Origin of the sequence: Protaetiibacter mangrovi, from assembly GCF_024752305.1 — a bacterium.
GTDB lineage: Bacteria > Actinomycetota > Actinomycetes > Actinomycetales > Microbacteriaceae > Homoserinibacter > Homoserinibacter mangrovi.
In genome coordinates, this window is record NZ_JANTHX010000007.1 from 650,778 (window position 1) to 673,923 (window position 23,146).

Below are 23,146 nucleotides of genomic sequence, written 5' to 3' on the forward strand. Positions count from 1 at the left end.
TCCGCGACGCGTCGCGTGCCTGGCCCCCTACGGCCGCAGGGCGCGCTTCGCCAGCATCTCGTTGTAGGCGGCCAGCTCGGCCTCGCCGTCGCGGTCGGCGGCCCGGTCGCGGCGCTTCGCCTCGCGGTCGTCGCTGCGCGCCCACTGGATGGCCACCACGATCGCGAGCGCGACGGTCGGGATCTCGCCGACCGACCAGGCGATCCCCCCGCCCCAGCGCTGGTCTTCGAGCGGCGGCAGGCCCCAGGTGCGTCCCATCGCCCCGAACCAGTCGGCGAGCATCAACCCCTGGTCGGACATGATGGCCAGCCCGAAGAAGGCGTGGAACGCCATCGTCGCGAGCAGCAGCAGCAGCCGCAGGGCGTGCGGCGGGCGCTTCCGCACGGGATCCACGCCGACCAGCACGAGGACGAAGAGGTACCCGGTCAGCAGGAAGTGCAGCACCATCCAGAGGTGGCCGACGTGGTCGGTGACCGCCCAGCGGAAGATCGGCGTGTAGTAGAAGACCCAGAGCGACGCCGCGAACAGCACCGCGGCGACGAACGGGTTGGTGAGCAGCGATCCCGCGGGGGACTGCACCGCCCACAGCACCCACTCGCGTCCACCGCGGCTGCCGTCGTCGCGTTTGCGGGCGGCGCGCGCCAGCAGCGTCACGGGTGCCGCGAGCACGAGCAGGATCGGGATCGCCATCGTCAGGATCATGTGGCCGAGCATGTGGGCCGAGAACAGGAACTGCTCGTAGACGGCGGGCGCGCCGTTCGTCACCCACGCGAGGCCCGCGAGCCCCAGCATCCAGAGGACGGTGCGGTGGATCGGCCAGCGGTCGCCGCGGCGATGGAGTCGCCAGACGCCGGCGAGGTAGAAGAACGCGCCGAACGCGACGACGAGCGCCCACACGAGCTCGAGCCGCCACTCGGTCAGATAGCGCAGCGGGGTGAGCTCCGGCGGGAGCGGGATGCCGGTGAGGTACTCGGCGGGCGACGGGTTCGCCTGATCGGTGGCGGGAACCTCGTCGATCGGGGGCGCCGTGCGCGCCAGTCCCGCCGCGAGACCCGACGCGACCCCCATGAAGACGATCTCGGCGGTGACGACGAGCGCGAACCAGCGTCGCGATCCGTCGCGGGCGATCCGACCGATCGCCCACCGCCGCTGGACGGCCCCGAGCGCTCCGAGCGCGAGCAGCGACAGCACCTTGCCGACCACGATCACGCCGTAGGGCGTGGTGAGGTTCGCGAACTCCCCCACCCGGATGGCGGCGGACGCGTATCCGGAGACGGCGACCACGATGAAGCAGATGAGCGCGACGGTGGAGTAGCGCGAGAGCACGACCGCGAGCCGCGTGCGGTCGAGGTGACGCCGCACCATGACGACGGTGAGCAGGCCGCCGACCCAGACGCCCGCGAACAGCAGGTGCAGCCACAGGGCGCTCACCGCGATGTCGTGGTCGGCGGTCGAGCCGGCGTGCCCCTGCAGGGCGATGAGCAGCAGGCTGAGGGCGGAGGCGATCCCGACGAGCGCGAGGGCGACGACGTGGCGCACCGCGAAGCACACCGCGGTCACGGCGGCCGCGATGAGCGTGACCGCGAGCCAGGCGCGCCCCACGGGAACGTCGGTGAGGAAGGTGCCGAGCTGCTGGCCGTACGCGTCGTCGAGCGTCGGTGCCGAGATGTGCAGGCTCTGGAAGAGCAGGAAGCACATGGCCGCCGACGAGACCGCCCAGACGCCGGCGCCGGCCGCGGCGACGTCGACCGCACGGTCGTATGCCTTCTCGCCGGGCGTCAGCGCGAAGCACGCCAGCAGCAGCGCCCCGAGGGTCGCTGCCGCGCCGAGGTCGACGAACACGGTCGCGACCGGGATGCCGTAGCGCACGACGGCGCCGGGATCGACGAGCGGCAACGGGTCGGCTCCCCCGCCGACGGCGAGCGCCACCAGCAGCGCCGCGAACGCGGCGAGCAGGAGGAGGGCGGGTCCGGTGACCCAGGCGAGGCGCCGCACCCGTCCAGCCTAAGCGCGGTGCCCGGAGCCGCCGAACCGCCCGGGAACGCGACAGGGGCGCCGACCATCGATGGTCGGCGCCCCTGAGGAGCGTTCGGCGTCGTTACTTGACGGCGGCCTTGAGCTTGCTGCCGGCCGAGACCTTCACGCCGTTCGAGGCGGCGATCTGGATGGTCTCACCGGTCGCGGGGTTGCGGCCCGCACGCGCGGCACGGTGGGTCTTCTCGAACGAGAGCCAGCCGGGGATGCTGACCTTGGTGCCGCCGCCGACCTGCGACGCGACGACGGAGAAGAACGCGTCGACGACCTTGTTGACGGCCGCCTGGCTCTCGCCGGTCTCGGCCGCGATGGCGGCGACGAGGTCGCTCTTGTTGAGGGTGTCAGCCATGGGTGTCCTCCTCGGACGGTTTACTCGATTTCGGTGCGGCGCCCGAAGAGGATGCCGCGGGGGGTCGGCCCGGAGGTTGTCGGCCCCTGAACCGTGCACGAAACTACCAGCGATCCCCGACATTCCCGGGCTTTTCGGGCCTTTTCCCGAACTCGACCTCAGGTGATGGTTGAGGGTTTCGCCTGCGTCATCCGGGGCGTTCCGGCACCCGGACGACATGATGAGGAGGTGCGCGGACCCGATGACCGACCGACGGCGACGATCTCGACTGGTGCGCTGACCGGCACCTCGGGCGACGGGTGGAACCGGTTCCTCGGCATCCCCTACGCGAAACCGCCGTTCGGCGAGCTCCGGTTCCGCCTTCCGCAGCCCGTCGAACGGTGGCTCGGGGTGCGCGACGCGGTCGAGTTCGGCCCCACCGCGCCGCAGCTGCCGTACCGCGCCGGCGCCGCCGAGCTGCTGCGCAGCCTCGTGATCCCGGGCGACGACATCCTGACCGTCAACGTGTGGGCGCCGGCGGGTGCCGCGGGCGCGCCCGTGATGCTCTGGGTGCACGGCGGCGCGCTCGAACGGGGCACCTCCGCGCTCGAGCTGTACGACGGGGCGCCGTTCGCCCGCGACGGCGTGGTGTTCGTGTCGATGAACTACCGCCTGGGCGCCGAGGGCTTCTCGGTGCTGCCGGGCATCCCGCGCAACCTCGGCCTCGAAGACGTGGCCGCCGCGTTCGAGTGGGTGCATCGCGAGATCGGCGCGTTCGGCGGCGATCCCACCCGGATCACCCTCGCCGGGGAGTCCGCGGGCGGGGCGCTCGTCGCGGCGCTGCTCATGCGCCCGGGCGTCGCCGAGCGGGTCGCGGGTGCGATCGTCGAGAGCGGTCCCCTCGTGGCCGAGCCGCCCGAGCGGGCCGGCCGGGTGACACGCGAGCTGGCGACCGTGATGAGGAGGCCCGCGACCGCGGAGTCGTTCCGGGAGGTCGCCCCGACCGAGCTGCTCGCGGCGCGGTCCGCACAGTCCGCCGGCAGCACCCCGCTCAGCGGCACCCCCGGATTCACGCTGTGCCTCGACCCGGCATCCCTCCCCGTCTCGCCGGTCGACGGTCTGGCGGCGGTCGACGCCCCGCTCGTGATCGGCACCAACACCGACGAGTACCGGCTGTGGCTCGATCCGGCGGCGCTCGCGCGCATCGGCTCGGTCAAGCTGCGACTCGCCGCCCTCGCGACGAGGATGCCCGGGCGGGCGGTGCGCGCCTACCGCGATGCCTGGCCCGACGCCTCGCCCGGCGAGCTGCTCGGCCAGCTCGCGACCGATCGTCTGCTGCGCGCGGATGCCGTCGCGGTGGCCGAGGCGCGCGCCGCCGCCACCCACCTGTACGAGTTCACCTGGCCGAGCCCGGTGCGCGACCTGCGCGCGGCCCATGCCCTCGAGCTGGGCTTCGTCTTCGACGCCCTCGACACCGACGACGCGCGCCGGATGGCGGGCGACGCGGCGCCGCAGGCGCTCGCCGACCGGATGCACGGGGACTGGGTGCGCTTCGTCACGCAGCAGTCACCGGGCTGGTCGCCGTTCCGCGACGGCGGACGCGTACGCCGCTACGACACCGAGACGACCGAGGTGCCGCTGCCGCGCGCGGAGGCGCTGGCCACCCTGCGGAGGCGTCGACCGCATCCGGACGGACGACGAGGGGGCGCCGGCGCGAAGCCGACGCCCCCTCGGACGTGATGCGTGCTGCTTACCAGCTCGACTTGGTCACACCGGGCAGCTCGCCGCGGTGGGCCATGTCGCGGAAGCGCACACGGGAGATGCCGTAGTTCGTCAGCACACCGCGCGGGCGGCCGTCGATCGCGTCGCGGCTGCGCACGCGGATCGGCGAGGCGTCGCGGGGCAGCTTCTGGAGGCCCAGGCGTGCGGCCTCGCGCTGCTCGTCGGTCGAGTTCGGGTCGACGAGCGCCTTCTTGAGCTCGAGGCGCTTCGCGGCGTAGCGCTCGACGATGACCTTCCGCTGCTCGTTCTTCGCGATCTTGCTCTTCTTGGCCATTGCTTAACGCTCCTCTCGGAACTCGACGTGCTTGCGCACGATGGGGTCGTACTTCTTCAGCACGATGCGGTCGGGGTCGTTGCGGCGGTTCTTGCGGGTCACGTAGGTGTACCCGGTGCCGGCGGTCGAGCGGAGCTTGATGATCGGACGGACGTCCTGTGCCTTCTTGGCCATCAGATCTTCTCCCCACGGGCCAGGATCTCGGCGACGACGGACTCGATGCCGCGCGCGTCGATCACCTTGATGCCCTTAGCCGACACCGTGAGGGTGACGGTGCGCTTGAGCGAGGGCACGTAGTACTTCTTCTTCTGCACGTTCGGGTCGAAGCGGCGCTTCGTCCGGCGGTGCGAGTGCGAGATGTTGTGTCCGAAGCCGGGGACGGCTCCGGTCACCTGGCACACAGCTGCCATGGTTTCTTTCCTTAATCGCTACCGTGGGGCGATCGCCCCACCCAAGGTCACTTGTCGGCACGCCAGGACGTGGTCCCCGCGATGGTGACTGCGGGGCCGCGACGGCGCACAGGGAAGCGCATTGCTGCGCAACCCTCCGAGGATACCCGACGGATGCCGCGCCCGCCAGTCGGGTCAGCGGGAGGACGCCGCCCTGCTGCACTCGGGGCAGAGCCCGAACACGTCGACCACGTGGTTCGGCTCGGTGAAGCCGTGCTCGGCGGCGACCTGCCGCGCCCACGCCTCCACCGGGTCCGCGGAGATCTCGACCGCCGTGCCGCAGTTGCGGCAGATCAGGTGGTGGTGGTGCGAGCCGGGCGTGCACGCGCGGTAGAGGCTCTCGCCCTCCTGCACGAGCGAGTCGGCCTCCCCCTCGGTGGCGAGATCGGCGAGGGCGCGGTAGACCGTCGCCAGGCCGACCTCGGAGCCGGTACCGCGCAGCGAGGCGTGCAGCGCCTGCGCCGACACGAAGCCCTCGGTGCGGCCGAGCGCATCGCGCACGGCCTCGCGCTGCCAGGTGTTCCGCTTCACGCCGCCACCTCCCTCGCGACAAGGGTACGGCGATCCTTGCGGCGCCGGGAGGCGAGCACGCAGACCCCCCAGATCAGGAACGAGATGGTCGTGACGTAGGGGCTGATCGGCACGCTCGACCCGAGCGCCAGGAGGATCCCGCCCACGAGCGAGACGAGCGCGAAGGCCATCGAGAGCAGCGGCACCCACAGCGGCGAGCTCGAGATGCGCAGCGCCGCCGCCGCCGGCGTCACGAGGATCGACAACACCAGCAGCGCGCCGACGATCTGGATGCTCGCCGCGACGGCGAGGCCGAGCAGCAGCATGAACACGATCGACAGTCCGCGCACCGGCACACCGCGCGCCGCCGCGACCTCGGGGTCGAGGCTCGCGAACGAGAGCGGACGCCACACGACGAGAAGTCCGAGCACGACGACGCCGCACACGAACGCGAGCCACCCGAGCTGCGGATCGTCGACCGCGACGATCTGCCCGGTCAGCAACCCGAACTTGGTCGAGGCGCGACCCGGATAGAGCGCCAGGCACAGGATGCCGAGACCCAGCCCGAAGGGCATCAGCACGGCGGTGATCGAGTTGCGCTCGCGCGCCCGCGAGCCGAGCAGGCCGATGATGAGCGCCGCCGCAAGCGACCCGATGATGGACCCCTCGACCACGCCGACCCCGAACAGCAGGCCCGCCGCGGCGCCCGCGAACGACAGCTCGCTGATGCCGTGCACCGCGAAGGCGAGGTCGCGCGTCATGACGAAGACGCCGATGAGTCCGCCCGCGATGCCGAGCACCGCGCCGGCGAGGATCGAGTTGTGCAGGAGCGCGAGCAGTGCCCCGTAGTCGCTGAAGTCGAACAGCGCGTTCCACCAGTCGCTCACGCCGCACCCCCGTGGTGCTCGTGCTCGTGGTGCGAGTGGTCGGGGGCGCCGACGATGATCACGCGGCCGTGGGTGCGGATCACGTCGACCTCGGCCTGGTACAGCTCCGAGAGCACCTCCGAGGTGAGCACCTCATCCGCGGTTCCGATGCGGAAGCGGCCGCCCGCGAGGTACAGCACGCGGTCGACCATGCCGAGCACGGGGTTCACGTCGTGCGTGACGAACAGCACCCCGAACCCGCGCTCGGCGCGGTGCCGGTCGATGAGCTCGCTCACCACGCGCTGGGCCCGCAGGTCGAGCGAGCCGAGCGGCTCGTCGCACAGCATCAGCAGCGGGTCGCCGGCGAGCGCCTGCCCGATGCGCAGCCGCTGCTGCTCGCCGCCCGAGAGCAGCGACACCGGCACCCGCGCGTAGTGGGTGGCGCCGACCGCCTCGAGCAGCCCGTCCACGTGCGCCCGTCGCGCGGCGCTCGGCCACCCGGGGCCCCAGCGCTCGCCGTCGACACCGAGACGCACCAGGTCGCGGCCCCGGATGCGCATCGCCGGATCCTGGCCGCGCTGCTGCGGCACGTAGCCGATGCGCCGGTCGCCCCGGTGCACGGGCTCGCCCGCGAAGCGGATCTCGCCCGCCGCGAGCGGATGCTGCCCGAGGATCGCCCGCAACAGGCTCGTCTTGCCCGAGCCGTTGGCGCCGAGCACAGCCACGAACTCCCCCGGCGCCACGTCGAGGTCGAGCCCCGACCACAGGGTGCGCGCGCCGAGCCGCAGCTCGGCGTCCCGCACGCTCAGTACCGGTTCGCTCACCGCGCCATGCTACATGAGAACCGTTCTCACCCGCTGCGAGAGGCGGTCGCCGCGCGCAGCGTGGTGCGGCTGGAGCGGGCGATGGGCAGCGTCCGACTGACGTAACACATATATTCGTTTCATGGAGCTGCGAGCTGAGACCGATCAACGGCTCGCGTCACTGGCCCGCGAAGTCCGGCTCGAACTCTTGCGGCGGCGTGCAGGAAGCCAGCGCTGCGCTAGTTGCGGGAGCGTGTTCATAGCGAGAGCCGGGGCACGGACGTGCTCAACTCGTTGCCGAGTTCGGCTTCATCGGGCGCATGCACGCCACTCGATCAAGGAGATGACGGTGTTCGGAATCGGATACGAAGGTCTTACCGTGGATGACTTGGTTTCGCGGCTGAGGCTTCGCGGCGCTGATGTCGTGGTCGATGTCCGGCTCAATGCCCTTTCACGAAAAAAGGGTTACTCGAAACGTGCCCTCGCCGAGGCACTAGAAGTGGCTGGTATCAGGTACGTGCACGAAAGACGGCTCGGTAACCCAAAGGACAATCGTTCGGCGTATTCCGAAGTTGCGACGTCCGAGGGAGACGGCGCCCGAGCGCGATTCCGGCAGCTGCTCGAAGACGGGGCGGCCGCGAGTGCGATTCAAGAGGTTGCGGAACTGAGCAAACACCACACCGTGGCGCTGCTCTGCTACGAGTCGGCGGAGGAGCATTGCCACCGGCAACAGGTGCTGGACGCGGTCCGAGAAGCATTGACCTCAAGCGTCGCTGTCTAGATCGAAGAGCCCGAGGCGGCTGGCGATGCCGGCGGGGGGATAGTGCACTCCCAAGACGCTGAAGCCGTGCCGCTTGCGTGGATCCTCGAAGTTGCCCATGAAGAACGAAGTCGTCCGTCCCTCGAACATCCCCGCCGCGAACCGCTCCTCCACAGCTGCCTTGAGTTCGGCGTCGCTGCCGCGTTGCCGGTATTGGAGTGCCGTGAGCTCCCAATCGAGAATTTGGCCCACGTGGCGAGGGCAGTCAGCCTCCATGCAGCGGTATCGGTAGCGAACCTTGAACCTGGGTGCCTTCAACTCCGGGGGAGTACGACCAGGCTCCGAGAACAGTGACAACTGGGTGCCCTGGACGCTTGCCGCGATCTTCAGCTTCTCCGCGTCAGACCACCCTGGGTGGACCTCGAACTCCAAGCCGTCGAGCGATCGCACCTGCACCATTCCGAGCGACAGCGCATCGTGTCGCTCGGTCGCCGCTCGGCTCAATTGGCATGTTGTCGTGCGAACCACGCGCTCGAAGATCGGCTGTCGCCGGCTCCAGTCGTCGAGGTGGCCAACCACGCGGATGGTCTCGATGTCAGGCTTGTAGCTCTCCGGCCTGGAATCGCCTACGGCGCGCCGAACCTCCAGGTCGACGACGTCATACTTCTTGAACTGCTGTTCGCCTCCCAACCAGCGAAACGGAACTGGGTAAAGGCGAATCCAGTCGGCACGGCCACCGTCGATACGGATGCCGGCAACGCAGACCGTGTCGCCATACTTAGCCGATGGCTGAGGGGATGCCTTGACGGTGATGAGTACTCGAGCGAGCTCTCCTCGAATCTGCATGAGGCGAACGTACTGAACGCCCCGGACACGAGTGGCCTGTGGTGGGGATCTCCCGACCCCTCGGCGCACACACCGAACCGCGCATGAAGGATCAGTCCAACAGCAGCGCCGGCTCCTCGAGGACCGACGCGACGTCGGCCGTGAAGCGGGAGGCGACGTCGCCATCGACCACGCGGTGGTCGAAGGAGGCGCCGACGGTCGTGACGTAGGCGGGGCGCACCTCGCCGTCCACCACCCACGGCTTCTGCTTGATCGCTCCGAGCGCGACGATCGCGACCTCGCCGGGGTTGAGGATCGGGGTTCCGGTGTCCATCCCGAACGAGCCGAGGTTGGTGATGGTGATGGTGCCGCCGGACATCTGCGCCGGCTGGGTCTTGCCCTCACGGGCCACGAGCGTCAGCTGCTCGAGCGACTGCGCCAGCTCGAGCAGGCTGAGGTCCTGCGCGTCTTTGACGTTCGGCACGATCAGACCGCGCGGCGTCGCGGCCGCGATGCCGAGGTTGACGTAGTGCCGCACGATGATCTCCTCGTCGGTCCACGTCGAGTTGACCGTCGGGTTGCGGCGCACCGCCCAGATGATCGCCTTCGCCATCACGAGCAGCGGCGAGACGCGCACCCCGGCGAAGTCGGGCGAGGCCTTGAGGCGCTTGACGAACTCCATCGTGCGGGTGGCGTTGACGTCGGTGAAGACGGAGACGTGCGGCGCGGTGAACGCGGAGGCGACCATGGCCTGCGCGGTCGCCTTGCGCACGCCCTTGACCGGGATCCGCTCCTCGCGCTCGCTCGGCCAGGCGGGGGTCTGGATGTTGCGGAAGACGCTCGCCTGCTCGGCCTGCCGGATGACGTCTTCGCGCAGCACCTCGCCGCCTGGCCCGGTGGCGCTCACCTGCGAGAGGTCGACGTCGAGGTCCTTGGCGAGCTTGCGGATGGGCGGCTTCGCGATCACCTGCGCGCCGGGGCGGGCGGCGGTGCGGGCGACCGTGCGCACGGGCGCCGTGTCGGTCGCGACGGCGGGCCCGGGGCGGCGGCGGCGCGCGCCGCCGTGGCCGCCCTTGGAGCCGTAGCCGACGAGCACGGAGCCGGACCCCGCCTCCTCCTTCTCGGCCATGTGCACCGGATCGGAGACGGCCCCGAGGCTCTCGGAGTCGTTGGCCGGGGCCTGCAGTTCGATGGTGCCGCCCGCCGAGTCGACGCGGATGATGGGGGCGCCCACCTCGACGGTGGCCCCCTCTTCGGCCAGCAGCTCGGTGACCGTGCCCGCGAACGGCGACGGCAGCTCGACGAGCGACTTCGCGGTCTCGATCTCGACGAGCACCTGGTTCACGGCGTCCTGGTCGCCGGGCTTCACCTTCCAGGCGACGATCTCCGCCTCGGTCAGTCCTTCGCCGACATCCGGCAGGGGGAACTCTGCGTGGGCCACGGGGCCTCCTTACGGCTGGGGGAAGGTCAGTAGGCGAGCGAGCGGTCGACGGCTTCCAGGATGCGGTCCACATCCGGAAGATACGCGCCTTCGAGCTTGGCCGGGGGGAACGGGGTGTCGAATCCGGAGACGCGCAGCACGGGCGCCTCGAGCGAGAAGAAGGCCCGTTCGGCGATGGTGGCGGCGATCTCGGACCCGACCGACACGTTGCCGGGGGCCTCCTGCGCGACGACGAGGTGGCCGGTCTTCTGCACGGAGGCGAGGATCGGCGCGAAGTCGATGGGCGACAGCGAGCGCAGGTCGATCACCTCGACGCTCGTCCCCTCCCCCGCCGCCACCTCGGCGGCCTGCAGGAGCTGGGCGACCATCGCGCCGTGCCCGACGAGCGTCACCTGGGTTCCGGTGCGCACGACGCGGCTCTGGTGCAGCGGCGTGGGCACGCCGTCGTCGGCCACCTCGCCCTTCTGCCAGTAGCGGCTCTTCGGCTCGAAGAACAGCACCGGGTCGTTCGAGGCGATCGCCTGCTGGATCATCCAGTAGCCGTCGTTCGGGGTGGCGGGGCTCACCACGCGCAGGCCCGCGGTGTGGGCGAAGTACGCCTCGGGGCTCTCCTGGTGGTGCTCGACCGCGCCGATGTGGCCGCCGTACGGCACCCGGATGACGACCGGGAAGGCCTGCGAGCCCTCGTGCCGGTAGGTGAGCTTGGCCAGCTGCGAGGTGATCTGATCGAATCCGGGGAAGATGAAGCCGTCGAACTGGATCTCGCACACGGGACGGTAGCCGCGCATGGCGAGGCCGATCGCCGTGCCGACGATGCCCGACTCGGCGAGCGGGGTGTCGAGCACCCGGTTCTCGCCGAACTCCGCCTTGAGACCCTCGGTGACCCGGAACACGCCGCCGAGGGTGCCGATGTCCTCGCCCATGAGCAGCACGCTCGGGTCGGCGGTCATCGCCGCGCGCAGTCCCTCGTTGATGGCCTTCGCCATCGGCATCATCCGCTCGGTCATGACCCGGCCTCCTCGTAGCCGGCCTCGAAGGCCGAGTACCAGGCCGCCTCCTCGGCGACCAGCGGATGCGCGTCGGTGTAGACGTGCGCGAACACCTTGCTCGTGGGCGGGTCGGTGAGCGCGAGGGTGCGGCGACGCGCGTCGGCGGCCAGATCCTCGGCCTCGACGGCCACCTCGCGGAAGAAGTCGTCGCCGACGCCCTTGCCCCGCAGGTACGCCTCGTAGCGGGTGATGGGGTCGCGCTCGCTCCAGAAGCGCGTCTCCTCGTCCTCGCGGTACTTGGTGGGGTCGTCGCTCGTGGTGTGGGCGCCCATCCGGTAGGTGAGCGCCTCGATGAAGCGCGGTCCCTCGCCGGCGCGCGCGGCGTCCAGGCCGGCCCGGGTGGTGGCGTAGCTCGCGAGCACGTCGTTGCCGTCGATCTGCACGCTCGGGATGCCGAAACCCGCGGGGCGCAGGTACAGCGGGGTGCGCGACTGGCGCTCGACCGGCACCGAGATCGCCCAGTGGTTGTTCTGCAGGAAGAACACCTGCGGCGTCTGGTAGCTCGCGGCGAAGACGAACGCCTCGTTGACGTCGCCCTGGCTGGTGGCCCCGTCGCCGAAGTAGACGAGCGTCGCCGCATCGACCTCCGGGTCGCCGGTGCCGACGACCCCGTCGAAGCGCATGCCCATCGCGTAGCCGGTCGCGTGCAGCGCCTGGGATCCGATCACGAGGGTGAAGAGGTGGAAGTTGCCCGTCTCCTCCGGCACCCACCCGCCGTGGCTGAGGCCGCGGAGCATCTCGATGATGCGCATCGGGTCGAGACCGCGGATGCGGCCGACGACGTGCTCGCGGTAGGCGGGGAAGATGTGGTCCTGGCTGCGGGCGGCGTAGCCCGAGCCGACCTGCGCGGCCTCCTGGCCGAGGCTCGGGATCCACAGGGCGAGCTGACCCTGCCGTTGCAGGTTGCCCGCCTCGATGTCGAAGCGGCGGATCACCACCATCTGACGGTGGAAGTCGAGCAGCCGGCTCTCGTCGAGCCCCGCGATGAGCGGCAGGTAGGGGGCGGTCGCGTCGCTCTCGACGAGCGAGCCCTGGGGCGAGAGCAGCTGGACCGTCGCCTCGGTATAGGACATGGGCTCTACCCTAGCCGCGCCGTATTCCCCGCCGTTCAGAGGGTGCGCACAACCTCATCCGCGGCTCGTAGGAGCGTCTCGACAGACTCCTCCTCGCCGACGGTGATCCGGATTCCCTCCGGTGCGAACACCCGGGCGACGATCCCGTGGGCCTCGAACACCTGCGCCGCGGCTGCCGTGCGGTCTCCCGTGGGCAGCCAGACGAAGTTGCCCTGCGGCTCGGGGAGGTCCCACCCCTGAGCCCGGAGGCCGTCGCGGATGCGGTCGCGGCGCTCCACGAGCTCGGCGATCTGGGCGCGGTAGACGTCTTCGTTGTCGAGTGCCGCGAGCGCGGCCCGCTGCGCCGGTTCGGTGACGGAGAGGGCGATCGCGGTGGCCCGGCAGGCGTCGAGCACGTAGGAGGGGCCGATCGCGTAGCCGACCCGCAGCCCCGCGAGGCCGTATGCCTTCGAGAAGGTGCGCAGCACCACCAGGTTCGGGTGGCGCTCGAGCAGCGGCAGCCCGTCGACGGCATCCGCGTCGGTCACGAACTCGCGGTAGGCCTCGTCGAGCACGACGAGCACGGTGTCGGGCACCGCGGCCATGAACGTCTCGAACGCGGCGGCCGTCACGGTCGCGCTGGTCGGGTTGTTGGGCGTGCACACCAGCACCAGGCGGGTGCGATCGGTCACGGCGGCCGCCATCGCCTCGAGGTCGTGCGAGCCGTCGGGCAGGTTCGGCACGGTGACGCTCGTCGCGCCGGAGACGGTCACGATGCCGGGATAGGCCTCGAAGGAGCGCCAGGAGTAGAGGATCTCGTCGCCGGGACCGGAGCTGGCCTGGGCCAGCTGGTGCAGGATCGACACCGATCCGGCACCCACGTGCACCTCGTCGACCGTCACCCCGGCGCGCTCGGCGAGACGCACCCGGAGGGCGGTGGCGGCGCCGTCGGGGTAGCGCGCGACGCTCGACGCGGCGATCGCGTCGACGACGGCGGGGAGGGTCGGGAACGGGTTCTCGTTGCTCGACAGCTTGAACGCGTCGGCGGGCGCCGGGCGGCCCTGGCGGTACGGGTCGAGCGCGGCGATCTCGGGGCGCAGGGTGACGGCCATGCGCCCAGCCTAAGCGCGGCGCCTGGCGCCGGGACGTGGCCGCTGGGATGATGGCGGCATGCGATTCGTCGTCCGCCTGCTCATCAACGCCCTCGCCCTCTGGCTGACCGTGCTGATCCTGAATCCGCACGTGCAGGTCTCGTCCTGGGACGCCGCCGCCGACGGGACGGGCTGGTCGTGGCCGCTGTTCTGGACCTACGTGCTGTTCGCCGCGATCTTCGGCATCGTCAACGGCGTGATCGGCACCGCCATCCGGATCGTCGCGTTCCCGCTCTACATCCTGACGCTCGGGCTCATCTCGCTCATCGTGAACGGCCTGCTGTTCCTGCTGGTGGCCTGGATCTCGACCCTCATGGGCTTCGGCCTGTCGGTCGAGAGCTTCTGGTGGGGTGTGCTCGGTGCGCTCGTGCTCGGCATCATCGGGTGGCTGATCGGCATCATCTTCCGCCCGCTGACGAAGAAGCGCTGACCTCGGCGGGCAGGCGTTCGGCGCGATAGCCGAACGTCGTGATCTCCGAGCCCGCGCGACTCGCGTAGTCGTGCGTGAAGGCGTCGATGGCGTCGAGCTCACCCCGCAGCTCCGGCGACCGGGCGGCATCGAGCAGTCGTGCGGTCTCGGCGTACGCGCGTCGCTGGTGCGCCGGCGCGGGCAGGTCGGTGGGGATGGTCGACCCCTCCGGATACGCCCGTCGCTCGACGATCGTGCGGTCGGTGGCGCCCTGCGGGCCGCCGGTCGCCACCACGAAGTCGTCGCTGTGCCGCACGGCCACGCCGCGGACCCCCTCGGGCAGAGCGATGCCGCCCCCGGGGTCGCCGTAGGTCTCGAGGCCCACCGCGTTCCAGTCGCCGGACGCGGCGATCGCATCCGCGACCAGGCCGCCCTGCGAGAACCCGACCAGCACGATCTCGGAGTCGGCCGTGATGCCCGCGTCGGCCATCGCCTGCTCGGTCGCGCGGATGGATCCGGCGGGCAGACCCGCGACCCCGGCCACATTGCTCGTCAGATCCCACGCCTCCTCGTCGGCGACGGGCGAGAAGGTCTGGGTGGGCGCGACGTAGACCACGAAACGATCCGCCTCGCCGGGTGCGCTGTAGCGCTCGATGCGCACCTGCTCGTCGTCGGGCACCCGGGCGAGGCGCTGCTCGGCCCCGCTCGGTGCCATGGCGGTGGAGTGCTGCGCGATCCGTTCGACGCGCACGGGTGTCTCGTGGAAGACACGGGTGCCGCTCAGCCCTCCTGCGGCGACGATGACCGCGGCGCTCGTGTCGACGCCGAGGATTCCGAGGCCGTGCTCGCCGAGCACCACCGGCAACCACGGCGGCGCGCCCGCCGCCCCGAGAGCCGCGTCGTCGGCTCCTGTCACCACCCGACGCACCACCTCCGAGAACCCCGGGCTCGTGATGAGGCGGGGATGGTCGAGCATCCAGCGCTGCACCGCGGCCTTCTTCTGGGCGGCGGTTCCGGGCGCCATGTTCCAGGCGATGACCCCGCCGAGCACGGCGCCCGGCAGCAGGGACAGCACGGCGCGGGACAGCGCGCCCGTGAGCCACTCGGCGGCGGCGTCCTGCATCCAGGTCGCCATGCGCTCCCCCGCGTCGTAGACCTCCTCGGCGAGCGCCACCGAGCGCCGCAGCGCCCGGAGTTCCTCGGCGAGCGAGAGGGCGGCGCCGCGGCAGCGGTCGACCGAGCCGCGGAGCGTCCCGGGCGGGCAGTCGAGCGCGAGCAGCGCCAGGCGATGCCCGTCGGCCTCGACCTCGTCGGCGAGCGCCGCCAGCCGCGACAGGTGGGCGAGCAGCGCGTCGGTCGCGACGAGCGTCGACCGGCCGGAGTGCACGACGAGCGGGCTCGCCGGGGTCACGGACGCGGGCGCCCCCGGAGCGGGATCATCCGAGCGCACGGGTCGCCTCCAGCCGGGCGAGGGCGACCGCGTCGCCGAGCTCGGCGGCCGCCTCGCGCATCCGCTCGGCGACCAGCTCGGCGCACCAGCCGTAGGCGTCGGCGGCCGGCCCCCGCCAGGCCTCGGGGTCGACCCGGGGCGGGTGGGCCGCGCGGGCGAGCGCGGTCCGGTGCAGCGTCGCGAGCTGCAGCAGGCGGTCGTGCGCCCGCTCCGACTCCCACGGATCCGACGGCATCCCGCCTCCCTTCCGATCGTGCGGCCATGCTGCCCGCCGGGGGGAGCCGCGGATCCCCGCGCTGCGCCCCTCGGGGAGCAGCCGCGCGTGGACGGATCGGGGAGGAGGGGTGCCGCCCCCCGGGGCGAGAGGCCACAATGGGCGCATGGCCTTCGATCGGACGACGGACGAACCGGCCGTCTTCCGCATCTGCTTCGTCTGCACCGGCAACATCTGCCGCTCGCCGATGGCGGAGGCGATCATGCGCAGCATCGTCACCTCGACGGGCTACGGCAAGAGCGTCGCGGTCACCTCGGCCTCCACCGGCGACTGGCACGTGGGCGAGAGCGCCGATCCGCGCACGATCGCGGCACTCGAGTCGCACGGCTTCGACGCGGGACGCCATCGTGCGCGGCAGTTCGATCCGACGTGGTTCCCGGAGTTCGACCTCGTCATCGCCTTCGACCGCGGCCACGAGCGCGTGCTGCGCGAGTGGGCCCCCTCGGAGGCGGACCAGAGCAAGGTGCAGCTGCTGATGAGCTTCGACCCCGACGCATCGGGGACAATGGACGTGCCGGATCCGTACTACTCGGACGCCGCCATGTTCGACACCGTGCTCGTGGTGATCGAACGGGCGTGCACCTCGCTGTTCCGGCAGCTGGAGCCCGCCATCCGACAGGGAGTCTCATGAGTCCGCTTCCCCCCCAGCCGCTCAGTCCGCTCGACGGCCGCTATCGCGCCGCTGTCGAGGGTCTCGGCGACCACCTCTCGGAGGCCGGGCTCAACCGCGCCCGGGTGCTCGTGGAGGTGGAGTGGCTGCTCTTCCTCGCCGACCACCGGATGTTCGGGTCGGCGCCGGTCGACGCGGAGCAGGCCCGCGCCCTGCGCAGCTGGGCCGTCGAGTTCGGCCAGCCCGAGATCGACGAGCTGGCACGGCTCGAGGCGACCACGCGGCACGACGTGAAGGCGGTCGAGTACCTCGTGCGTCAACGGCTCGCCGATCAGGGCCTCACCGAGCTCGCCGAGCTGACGCACTTCGCCTGCACGAGCGAGGATGTCAACAACCTCTCCTACGGCATCACGCTGCGGTCGGCGCTGACCGACGTGTGGCTGCCGGCCTTCGACCTCGTGCTCGGCAAGCTCCGCGAGCTCGCCGTCGAGCACCGCGCGCAGCCGATGCTCGCCCACACCCACGGCCAGCCCGCGACGCCGACCACGTTCGGCAAGGAGATCGCGGTGGTCGTGCACCGCCTGCAGCGTCAGCGCGAGCGGATCGTCGCCGTCGAGTTCCCCGCCAAGTTCTCGGGCGCCACCGGCACCTTCTCCGCCCACCTCGCCGCCGACCCGGATGCCGACTGGCCCGCCCTGTCGCGCGAGTTCGTGACCCGGCTCGGGCTCACCTGGAACCCGCTCACGACCCAGATCGAGTCGCACGACGGCCAGGCGGAGCTGTTCGGGCGCATCGCCCACGCCAACCGCATCCTGCACAACCTGGCCACCGACATCTGGACCTACATCTCGATGGGCTACCTCACGCAGATCCCGCAGGCGGGTGCGACGGGGTCGTCGACGATGCCGCACAAGATCAACCCGATCCGCTTCGAGAACGCCGAGGCGAACCTCGAGCTCTCGAGCGCGCTGCTCGACGCGCTCGCCGCGACCCTCACCACGAGCCGCCTGCAGCGCGACCTCACCGACTCGACGACGCAGCGCAACATCGGCGTCGCCCTCGGCCACTCGCTGCTCGCCCTCGACAACCTCGGCCGGGGTCTCGGTGAGATCGCCGTGAACCCGCAGGCGCTCGCCGCCGACCTGGAGGCGAACCAGGAGGTGCTCGCCGAGGCGATCCAGACGGTGATCCGCGCCGAGGTGACGGCGGGCCGCTCGTCGATCGCCGACCCCTACGCGCTGCTGAAGGAGCTGACCCGCGGCAAGCGCGCGACGGCGTCGGATCTGGCGGAGTTCATCCGCGGCCTCGACATCGGGGACGCCGCCAAGGAGCGCCTGCTCGCCCTCACACCCGCGAGCTACACGGGCCTCGCGTCGGAGCTCGTCGACTACCTCGACTAGCCGCGGCGTCCGCCCGTCCACCCATAGAAATGCAGGAGATCCTCGGCTCGGGTCCGACCTGCGGCCGCGGATCCAGCGGATGCCGTCCGTACGTCCTGCATTTCTGAGACGGATGCGACGAACCGACCCCGGGTGGGCCGTGCGGCGGGGCGTGCGGCGGGGCGCCCGCTCAGTGCCCGTGCGGGTCGGTGCGGGGATCGCGGTGCACGGATCCGGCGGACCCGCTCGGCGCAGCCGGGTCGACGGGGTCGACCCGCTCGTCGCCGCCGATCTTCGGGCCGACCGCGATGAGCAGCGTGGCGAGGATCACGAGCGACGCGATGAACGCGACCGCCGCCATGATGAGCGCGAGTCCCCACTCGCGGGTGCCCATGAACACGAACGCACCGACGAAGACCCCGAAGACCGCCGCCATGACGAGCAGCTCGACGGGACGCATCTTGTCGCGCCACGAGGGCGTCGGCGACTGACCGCTCACGCGCCCACCGCCTTCGCCTCGGCGGGTCGCGGGGTGCGCAGGGTGACGGCGGCGATCGCCAGCTGCACGCCGACGAGCACGGCCCACGCCCCGAGGATGCCCACGAGCAGGATGTCGGCGGTGACGGTTCCGGAGATGGTCTGCCCCTTGTCCTCGACGGAGTACGGATCGGCGAAGGTCTGCGGCACGAGCAGGAACGCGAGCCCGAGCGCCACGGTGAGCACGCCGGTCACGAGCCAGTCGCGCGCCGCCGGTCGGGTGCGGCGGAAGCGGATGCCGTCGACCGTCTCGAGCGCCCCCGCGATGATCGCCCACGCGCTCACGACCGACACCAGGTAGCCGATGCCGCCGCCCGGCAGCACGAGGGCGGCGATCCCGGCCGCCGCCGTCACCACGCCCTGGATCAGCACCACACCGCGCAGGCCGCGATCCGCCCGCAGCCCCGAGGCCAGCAGCACGGCGGCCGTGACGACGGCGAACACCCCGAAGCCGACCAGCCCGAGCCGCGCGGAGTGATCCTGGCTGAAGGTGACGACGAGCCCGAGCACGAGCGCGGGAACGGCACGGGCGAGCGGAGCGACCCAGGTGTCCGGCGCTCCGAGAGCGGGCGAAGCTTCGGTGGGCACCCGCCCATCCTACGTTCGGATGCGAGGACCGGCTGCGTCAGGCGACCGCCGCGACCGCCTGCTCGACGCTCGGGTGCCGGAAGGCGAACCCGGTGTCGGCGAGCACGGTGGGACGCACGAGCTGATCGGAGAGCAGCAGTTCGCGGCCGGCGTCGCCCAGCAGTGTCGCGATCGCGACGGACGGCGCCGGCAGCCAGTACGGTCGGCCCGCGTCGGCCGCCACCGCACGGATGACGTCGGCGGCCGTCGCGGACTGCGGGCCGACCAGGTTCACCGCCCCGCGGATGTCGGCGTCGAGCAGATGCACCAGCGCATCCGCCTCGTCGTCGAGCGAGATCCACGGCCAGTGCTGTCGCCCGGAGCCGAGCGGGCCGGCGAGCCCGAAACGGGCGAGGGCGCGCAGGGGGGCCGTCGCCCCGTCGGGTCCCACCACGAGCCCCGTCCGGGCGAGCGCGACACGGGTGCCGTCCGGGGCGCCGAGCGCCGTGGCCTCCCAGGTGCGCACGACCTCCGCGAGGAAGCCGCCGCCCGGCGCCGAGGCCTCGGTGAGCTCCTCGTCCGGCCGGTCGCCGTAGACGCCGACCGCCGAGCCGCTCACGAAGACGGGCACGGGCGACCCGGCTGCGGCGCGCGCGTGGAGCGCGCCGACGAGCGCCGTCGTGGCCTGCACCCGCGACGACAGGATCTCGCCCCGCCAGCGGCGGGTCCACGGGAGCTTCGAGAGGCTCGCTCCCGAGAGGTTGACCACCGCATCCGCGTCGGCGAGCGCCGCGGGGTCGAGGTGACCGCGCGCCGGATCCCAGCGGATCTCATCCGCCCCCTCCGGGGTGCGCCGCACGAGCACGACCACCCGATCACCGCGTTCGCGCAACCGGGCCACCAGGGCACGGCCGATCATCCCCGATGCTCCCCCGACGACGACGCGCATGGCACCACGCTACGCGCGAGGGGCCCGATGCGCAGTCAGAACGCGAGCGCCCGGTGCACCGAGGCGACCGCGCTCGACCCCTCGCCGACGGCGGCGGCGACCCGCTTCATCGAGCCGCGGCGCACATCCCCCGCCGCGAAGACGCGCGGCATCGAGGTCTCGAACGGGAACGGGTCGCGCCCGAGCTGCTGCCAGCGCGCGAGGGACAGCTCCGTGACGTCGGTGCCGGTGCGGATGAAGCCGTCGGCATCCGTGTCGAGGGCGCGCAGCCAGCGGGTCGCGGGCTCGGCGCCGATGAAGCAGAACAGGCCGCGGGCGGCGACCTCACCGGCGGAGTCGATCGCCACGGTGCGCAGTGCCGCGTCGCCGTCGAGGCGCACGACGTTGGAGCGCAGGTGCACCTGGATGCGCGGCTCGTCGCCGAGGCGGTCGACGAGATACGACGACATCCCGGCTCCCAGCTGCTCGCCGCGGACCACGAGATGGACGGGGCAGCCGTTCGCGGCGAGGTAGAGCGCCGCCTGGCCCGCCGAGTTCGCGCCGCCCACCACGACCACCGGCGACTCGGCGACCTGCCGCAGCTCGAGCGGGGTCGCCGCGTAGAAGATGCCGGACTGCTCGAAGTCGGTCCAGCGGTCGAGGTCGAGCCGCCGGTAGGCGGCTCCCGAGGTCACGATCGCCGATCGCGCGCGGATGATGCGGCCGTCGGCGAGGGTCACGTCGAGCAGCCCGTCCTGCTCCTCGAGGGCGATCGCCTCGCACGGCGCGTACACGCGCACCCCGAACTTGAGCGCCTGCAGGGTCGCCTGGCCGATGAGGTCTCCGCCGCTCACCCCGAACGGGAAGCCGAGGAAGTTCTCGATCCGGCTGGTGGCGGCCGCCTGGCCTCCCGGGGCCACCGCATCCAGCAGCACGGTGCTGAGACCCTCGGACGCTCCGTAGATGGCTGCCGCCAGCCCGGCCGGCCCGCCCCCGATCACCACGAGGTCGACCGCGCCGTCGCCGTTCGCCTCGTACGACAGGCCGAGCCGCTCCGCGACCATCCCCGGCGTCGCATGCAGCACCGGTTCGCCCTGGATGAAGGCGATCGGCAGGTCGTCCTCGCGGTAGCGGTGAGCGGGGTTCGGGTCGTCCGAGCTGATGGCGTAGGCGGTGTGCACCAGGTCGAGCCGCTCGGCGAATCGTCGCAGGGCGAGGAAGTCCCCGGAGCCGGGCGTGCCCACGAACTTGAGGGTCATCGCCGCCGATCCGCGTCGCAACGACTCCCGTCGGGCCCACAGGGCGTGCAGGATCACGTCGCACAGCGCGTCGTCCTCGTTCATGATGCGGCGCAGCTCGACCCGGTCGAGCACCCGCACGCGGGAGGAGACGCCGGCACGCGCCGTCAGGAAGGCGCTCTGCCCGTTAAGCAGGCCGAGCTCGCCCGCGAAGGTGCGCGGGCCCATCGTCACGAGCACCTCCTCGCCCATCCAGGCGAGGGCGTCGCGGACCAGTTCGATCTCACCCTCCTCGACCAGCACCATCGGGTGGTCCCGCTGCCCGGCGCGGAAGACGGTCTCGCCCGCGGCGACCTCCCGCGGCAGGGCGTGCGCGAGCAGACGATCCCACTGCGCGTCGGTCAGCGACGGGGTGATCACGGGGTCGGTCCGCGCGGGCTCGTCGGCCACGTCAGCTCCTCGGGGTCGTGTTCGGTTCGGCGTCCGTCTGCTGCAGGGCTCGGAGCAGGGAGCGGGCGTCGTAGGGGCCGGTGTGGCGGCGTCCGTTGATGAAGAAGGTCGGCACCGAGGTGATGCCCATCGCCTCGGCGTCGAGCATGTCGTCGCGCACGCGCGCCGTCACCTCCGCCGACTGCAGGTCGCGCTCGAACTGCGGCACGTCGAGGCCGAGTGCACCGGCCAGCCGCACGATGTCGGACGGCAGCTGATTGTCCTGGTCGGCGAAGAGGCCGCGCTCGAACTCCCAGAACCTGCCCTGGCGTGCCGCGGCCTCCGCCGCCTCGGCCCCGGCGAGCGCGTTCGGATGCTGATCGACGAGCGGCGCATGCCGCCACACGTAGCGCACGTCGTCGCCGAGACGCTCGCGCACGTCCTGGATGACGCCCGACGCCTTCGAGCAGAACGGGCACTGGAAGTCGCCGTACTCCACGATCTCGTAGCGGGCGGTGTCCGTTCCGTAGACGTGGTCGCGCTTCGGGTCGACCGGGCGGGCGAGCACCTGGCCGGTGTCCTCGTCGGGATGCAGGGCGTCCGAGATCCGGAACACGATCGTCGCGACGGCGAACGCGATCACCGACGCCACCAGCACGCCGACCCGCGCCTCGTTCTGCGCGCCCGGATCGTCGATCGCCAGGTCGACGATGAACAGCGAGATCGTGAAGCCGATGCCGCAGAGCACGGCACCGCCGGCGATCCGGTCGAGGGTGAGCCCGGCGCCGAACTCGCCGACGTGCAGCAGCTTCATGACGGCCGATGCACCGAAGACGCCGAGGAACTTGCCGAGCACGAGCCCGGCGACGATCCCCCAGGTGAGCGACGACGTCAGGGCGGCGGCGAGGATGTCCGGGGTCAGCAGCACGCCCGCGTTGGCGAGGGCGAACAGCGGCAGGATGACGAACGCCACGTACGGGCCGTACGCCGACTGCAGGCGCTCGTTGATCGAGATCGACTCGCGCAGGCTGTTGGCCGCCGCCCGCGCGTACTCGCTGTTGGGCGACTGGCGGAAGGTGCGCGCGACATCGAGCGCGTGCTCCACGTCGCGCCGGTTCGGTCGGTACACCGGAACCATGAGCGCGATCGCCACGCCCGCCAGCGTCGGATGGACCCCGGAGGCGAGGAAGGCCAGCCACACGATGACGGCGAGGGTGCCGTAGACGAGACCGCGGCCCATCCGGAGATAGCGGGTGGCGAAGATGCCTGCGAGCCCGACGGCCGCGACGACGAGGGGCAGCGGCGTGAAGTCGCCGGTGTAGACGAGCGCGATGATGCTGAGCGCGCCGATGTCGTCGACCACCGCGAGCGCGAGCAGGAAGACCCGGAGCCGGCCGGGCACGCGCGGGCCGACGAGCGCCAGCGCCCCCACCAGGAAGGCCGTGTCGGTGGAGATCACCACCCCCCAGGCGCGTCCTTCGCCGGACGGTCCCGCGATCAGCAGGAACAGGAGAGCCGGGATCGCCAGCCCGACGACGGCCGCCACGACCGGCACGAGGGCGCGCGACCAGCTGGTGAGCTCCCCGATCGCGAACTCCCGGCGTACCTCGAGACCGACCGTGAAGAAGAAGATCGCCATGAGCGCGTCGTTGACGAGCGCGTGCAGCGTGAACTCGAGGTGCAGCTCGCCGACCCCGAGCTGGAGGTGGGTCTCCCAGAAGGAGGCGTACGATCCGGCGGCGGCGTTCGCCCAGACGATCGCCGCGACGGTGGCGAGCAGCAGCATGAGCGCACCGAGGCGCTGCTGACCCACCGACCCGACCTTCTCGGCGATCGAGTGCCGTCGCCCCCGCTGCCCGCTCTCGGACCGACCGCCGCCCTCCTCGGGTCGTGCGGTGATCTCGACGTCCGTCATCCGGCCCTCCCGCTGGTCACCCGCGGGCGTGCCGGTGGCGTGCCCGCTCATCCTGACGCGCGGCCGCGACCGGGGTCAACCGCACC

The 23,146-nt window shown here is 71.7% G+C and carries 25 protein-coding genes; 5 read left to right on the forward strand and 20 right to left on the reverse strand.

Features of this window, described 5'->3' with window-relative positions; translation table 11 throughout:
• Window positions 1–27: 27 nt before the first annotated feature.
• Both NUH29_RS10790 and NUH29_RS10795 read right to left on the reverse strand, forming a co-directional pair.
• On the reverse strand, window positions 28–1,995 hold the full coding sequence (locus NUH29_RS10790) for a bifunctional copper resistance protein CopD/cytochrome c oxidase assembly protein (RefSeq protein ID WP_258799124.1): 1,968 nt from the start codon (window positions 1,993–1,995) through the stop codon (window positions 28–30).
• A gap of 103 nt (window positions 1,996–2,098) precedes the next feature.
• Window positions 2,099–2,383: an HU family DNA-binding protein gene (locus NUH29_RS10795; RefSeq protein ID WP_258799125.1), complete on the reverse strand. Its 285-nt coding sequence runs from the start codon at window positions 2,381–2,383 to the stop codon at window positions 2,099–2,101.
• A gap of 228 nt (window positions 2,384–2,611) precedes the next feature.
• On the opposite strand from NUH29_RS10795, the gene NUH29_RS10800 reads away from it, so the two are divergent.
• Window positions 2,612–4,102: a carboxylesterase/lipase family protein gene (locus NUH29_RS10800; protein WP_258799127.1), complete on the forward strand. Its 1,491-nt coding sequence runs from the start codon at window positions 2,612–2,614 to the stop codon at window positions 4,100–4,102.
• A 10-nt stretch (window positions 4,103–4,112) separates the two neighbouring features.
• On the opposite strand, the gene rpsN is transcribed toward NUH29_RS10800, so the two are convergent.
• The 6 genes from rpsN to NUH29_RS10830 all read right to left on the reverse strand — a co-directional run bounded on the left by rpsN (window position 4,113) and on the right by NUH29_RS10830 (window position 7,067).
• Entirely contained in the window at window positions 4,113–4,418 is a 306-nt protein-coding gene (rpsN, locus tag NUH29_RS10805; RefSeq protein ID WP_258799128.1) for a 30S ribosomal protein S14, read from the reverse strand.
• A gap of 3 nt (window positions 4,419–4,421) precedes the next feature.
• Entirely contained in the window at window positions 4,422–4,592 is a 171-nt protein-coding gene (rpmG, locus tag NUH29_RS10810) for a 50S ribosomal protein L33 (RefSeq protein WP_120762131.1), read from the reverse strand.
• Complete coding sequence (rpmB, locus tag NUH29_RS10815) at window positions 4,592–4,828, reverse strand: 50S ribosomal protein L28 (protein WP_258799129.1); 237 nt, start codon at window positions 4,826–4,828, stop codon at window positions 4,592–4,594. Before rpmB ends, rpmG begins: the two co-directional genes overlap by 1 nt.
• A gap of 174 nt (window positions 4,829–5,002) precedes the next feature.
• The gene (locus tag NUH29_RS10820) at window positions 5,003–5,398 is read right to left on the reverse strand and encodes a Fur family transcriptional regulator (RefSeq protein WP_258799130.1); all 396 of its coding nucleotides are present in this window, start codon (window positions 5,396–5,398) and stop codon (window positions 5,003–5,005) included.
• A complete protein-coding gene (locus NUH29_RS10825; protein ID WP_258799132.1) occupies window positions 5,395–6,264 on the reverse strand; it encodes a metal ABC transporter permease in 870 nt (289 codons plus the stop codon). Before NUH29_RS10825 ends, NUH29_RS10820 begins: the two co-directional genes overlap by 4 nt.
• Window positions 6,261–7,067 carry a metal ABC transporter ATP-binding protein gene (locus NUH29_RS10830; protein WP_258799133.1) on the reverse strand — a complete coding sequence of 269 codons (807 nt, stop codon included), beginning with the start codon at window positions 7,065–7,067 and terminating at the stop codon, window positions 6,261–6,263. The genes NUH29_RS10825 and NUH29_RS10830 overlap by 4 nt, the downstream gene beginning before the upstream one ends.
• 328 nt (window positions 7,068–7,395) lie before the next feature.
• Here NUH29_RS10830 and NUH29_RS10835 point away from each other — a divergent pair, with 328 nt between their 5' ends.
• Window positions 7,396–7,827 (forward strand): DUF488 domain-containing protein, encoded by a 432-nt coding sequence (locus NUH29_RS10835; protein ID WP_258799134.1) that lies wholly within the window; start codon window positions 7,396–7,398, stop codon window positions 7,825–7,827.
• On the opposite strand, the gene NUH29_RS10840 is transcribed toward NUH29_RS10835, so the two are convergent.
• The 5 genes from NUH29_RS10840 to NUH29_RS10860 all read right to left on the reverse strand — a co-directional run bounded on the left by NUH29_RS10840 (window position 7,810) and on the right by NUH29_RS10860 (window position 13,285).
• Window positions 7,810–8,652, reverse strand: coding sequence for a DUF8757 domain-containing protein (locus NUH29_RS10840; protein ID WP_258799135.1), 843 nt, complete (start codon window positions 8,650–8,652; stop codon window positions 7,810–7,812). The genes NUH29_RS10835 and NUH29_RS10840 overlap by 18 nt on opposite strands.
• A 91-nt stretch (window positions 8,653–8,743) precedes the next feature.
• A complete protein-coding gene (locus tag NUH29_RS10845; RefSeq protein ID WP_258799136.1) occupies window positions 8,744–10,072 on the reverse strand; it encodes a dihydrolipoamide acetyltransferase family protein in 1,329 nt (442 codons plus the stop codon).
• A gap of 26 nt (window positions 10,073–10,098) precedes the next feature.
• Window positions 10,099–11,079 carry an alpha-ketoacid dehydrogenase subunit beta gene (locus NUH29_RS10850; RefSeq protein ID WP_258799137.1) on the reverse strand — a complete coding sequence of 327 codons (981 nt, stop codon included), beginning with the start codon at window positions 11,077–11,079 and terminating at the stop codon, window positions 10,099–10,101.
• Window positions 11,076–12,194, reverse strand: a complete 1,119-nt coding sequence (locus NUH29_RS10855) for a thiamine pyrophosphate-dependent dehydrogenase E1 component subunit alpha (protein WP_258799138.1) — start codon at window positions 12,192–12,194, stop codon at window positions 11,076–11,078. The genes NUH29_RS10850 and NUH29_RS10855 overlap by 4 nt, the downstream gene beginning before the upstream one ends.
• 35 nt (window positions 12,195–12,229) lie before the next feature.
• Complete coding sequence (locus tag NUH29_RS10860; RefSeq protein ID WP_258799139.1) at window positions 12,230–13,285, reverse strand: histidinol-phosphate transaminase; 1,056 nt, start codon at window positions 13,283–13,285, stop codon at window positions 12,230–12,232.
• A gap of 58 nt (window positions 13,286–13,343) precedes the next feature.
• Here NUH29_RS10860 and NUH29_RS10865 point away from each other — a divergent pair, with 58 nt between their 5' ends.
• Window positions 13,344–13,754 (forward strand): phage holin family protein, encoded by a 411-nt coding sequence (locus NUH29_RS10865; protein ID WP_258799140.1) that lies wholly within the window; start codon window positions 13,344–13,346, stop codon window positions 13,752–13,754.
• Here NUH29_RS10865 and NUH29_RS10870 read toward each other — a convergent pair.
• Window positions 13,723–15,183 (reverse strand): hypothetical protein, encoded by a 1,461-nt coding sequence (locus NUH29_RS10870; RefSeq protein ID WP_258799141.1) that lies wholly within the window; start codon window positions 15,181–15,183, stop codon window positions 13,723–13,725. The genes NUH29_RS10865 and NUH29_RS10870 overlap by 32 nt on opposite strands.
• Window positions 15,170–15,418 carry a hypothetical protein gene (locus tag NUH29_RS10875; RefSeq protein ID WP_258799142.1) on the reverse strand — a complete coding sequence of 83 codons (249 nt, stop codon included), beginning with the start codon at window positions 15,416–15,418 and terminating at the stop codon, window positions 15,170–15,172. The genes NUH29_RS10870 and NUH29_RS10875 overlap by 14 nt, the downstream gene beginning before the upstream one ends.
• 145 nt (window positions 15,419–15,563) lie before the next feature.
• On the opposite strand from NUH29_RS10875, the gene NUH29_RS10880 reads away from it, so the two are divergent.
• Together NUH29_RS10880 and purB are read left to right on the forward strand one after the other, a co-directional pair.
• Window positions 15,564–16,088, forward strand: coding sequence for a low molecular weight protein-tyrosine-phosphatase (locus tag NUH29_RS10880; protein ID WP_258799144.1), 525 nt, complete (start codon window positions 15,564–15,566; stop codon window positions 16,086–16,088).
• Complete coding sequence (gene purB / locus NUH29_RS10885; RefSeq protein ID WP_258799145.1) at window positions 16,085–17,467, forward strand: adenylosuccinate lyase; 1,383 nt, start codon at window positions 16,085–16,087, stop codon at window positions 17,465–17,467. The genes NUH29_RS10880 and purB overlap by 4 nt, the downstream gene beginning before the upstream one ends.
• Before the next feature lie 169 nt (window positions 17,468–17,636).
• On the opposite strand, the gene NUH29_RS10890 is transcribed toward purB, so the two are convergent.
• Genes NUH29_RS10890 through nhaA form a run of 5 tightly spaced genes read right to left on the reverse strand, consistent with a single transcriptional unit; the run spans window position 17,637 to window position 23,060 of the window.
• On the reverse strand, window positions 17,637–17,945 hold the full coding sequence (locus tag NUH29_RS10890; RefSeq protein ID WP_258799146.1) for an ABC transporter ATP-binding protein: 309 nt from the start codon (window positions 17,943–17,945) through the stop codon (window positions 17,637–17,639).
• Window positions 17,942–18,571 carry an HdeD family acid-resistance protein gene (locus NUH29_RS10895; RefSeq protein ID WP_258799147.1) on the reverse strand — a complete coding sequence of 210 codons (630 nt, stop codon included), beginning with the start codon at window positions 18,569–18,571 and terminating at the stop codon, window positions 17,942–17,944. The genes NUH29_RS10890 and NUH29_RS10895 overlap by 4 nt, the downstream gene beginning before the upstream one ends.
• 37 nt (window positions 18,572–18,608) lie before the next feature.
• Window positions 18,609–19,499 carry a TIGR01777 family oxidoreductase gene (locus NUH29_RS10900; protein WP_258799148.1) on the reverse strand — a complete coding sequence of 297 codons (891 nt, stop codon included), beginning with the start codon at window positions 19,497–19,499 and terminating at the stop codon, window positions 18,609–18,611.
• Window positions 19,500–19,534: 35 nt separating this feature from the next.
• Window positions 19,535–21,166, reverse strand: a complete 1,632-nt coding sequence (locus NUH29_RS10905) for an FAD-dependent oxidoreductase (RefSeq protein ID WP_258799149.1) — start codon at window positions 21,164–21,166, stop codon at window positions 19,535–19,537.
• A gap of 1 nt (window position 21,167) precedes the next feature.
• Complete coding sequence (nhaA, locus tag NUH29_RS10910) at window positions 21,168–23,060, reverse strand: Na+/H+ antiporter NhaA (RefSeq protein WP_258799150.1); 1,893 nt, start codon at window positions 23,058–23,060, stop codon at window positions 21,168–21,170.
• Between the last annotated feature and the right edge of the window lie 86 nt (window positions 23,061–23,146).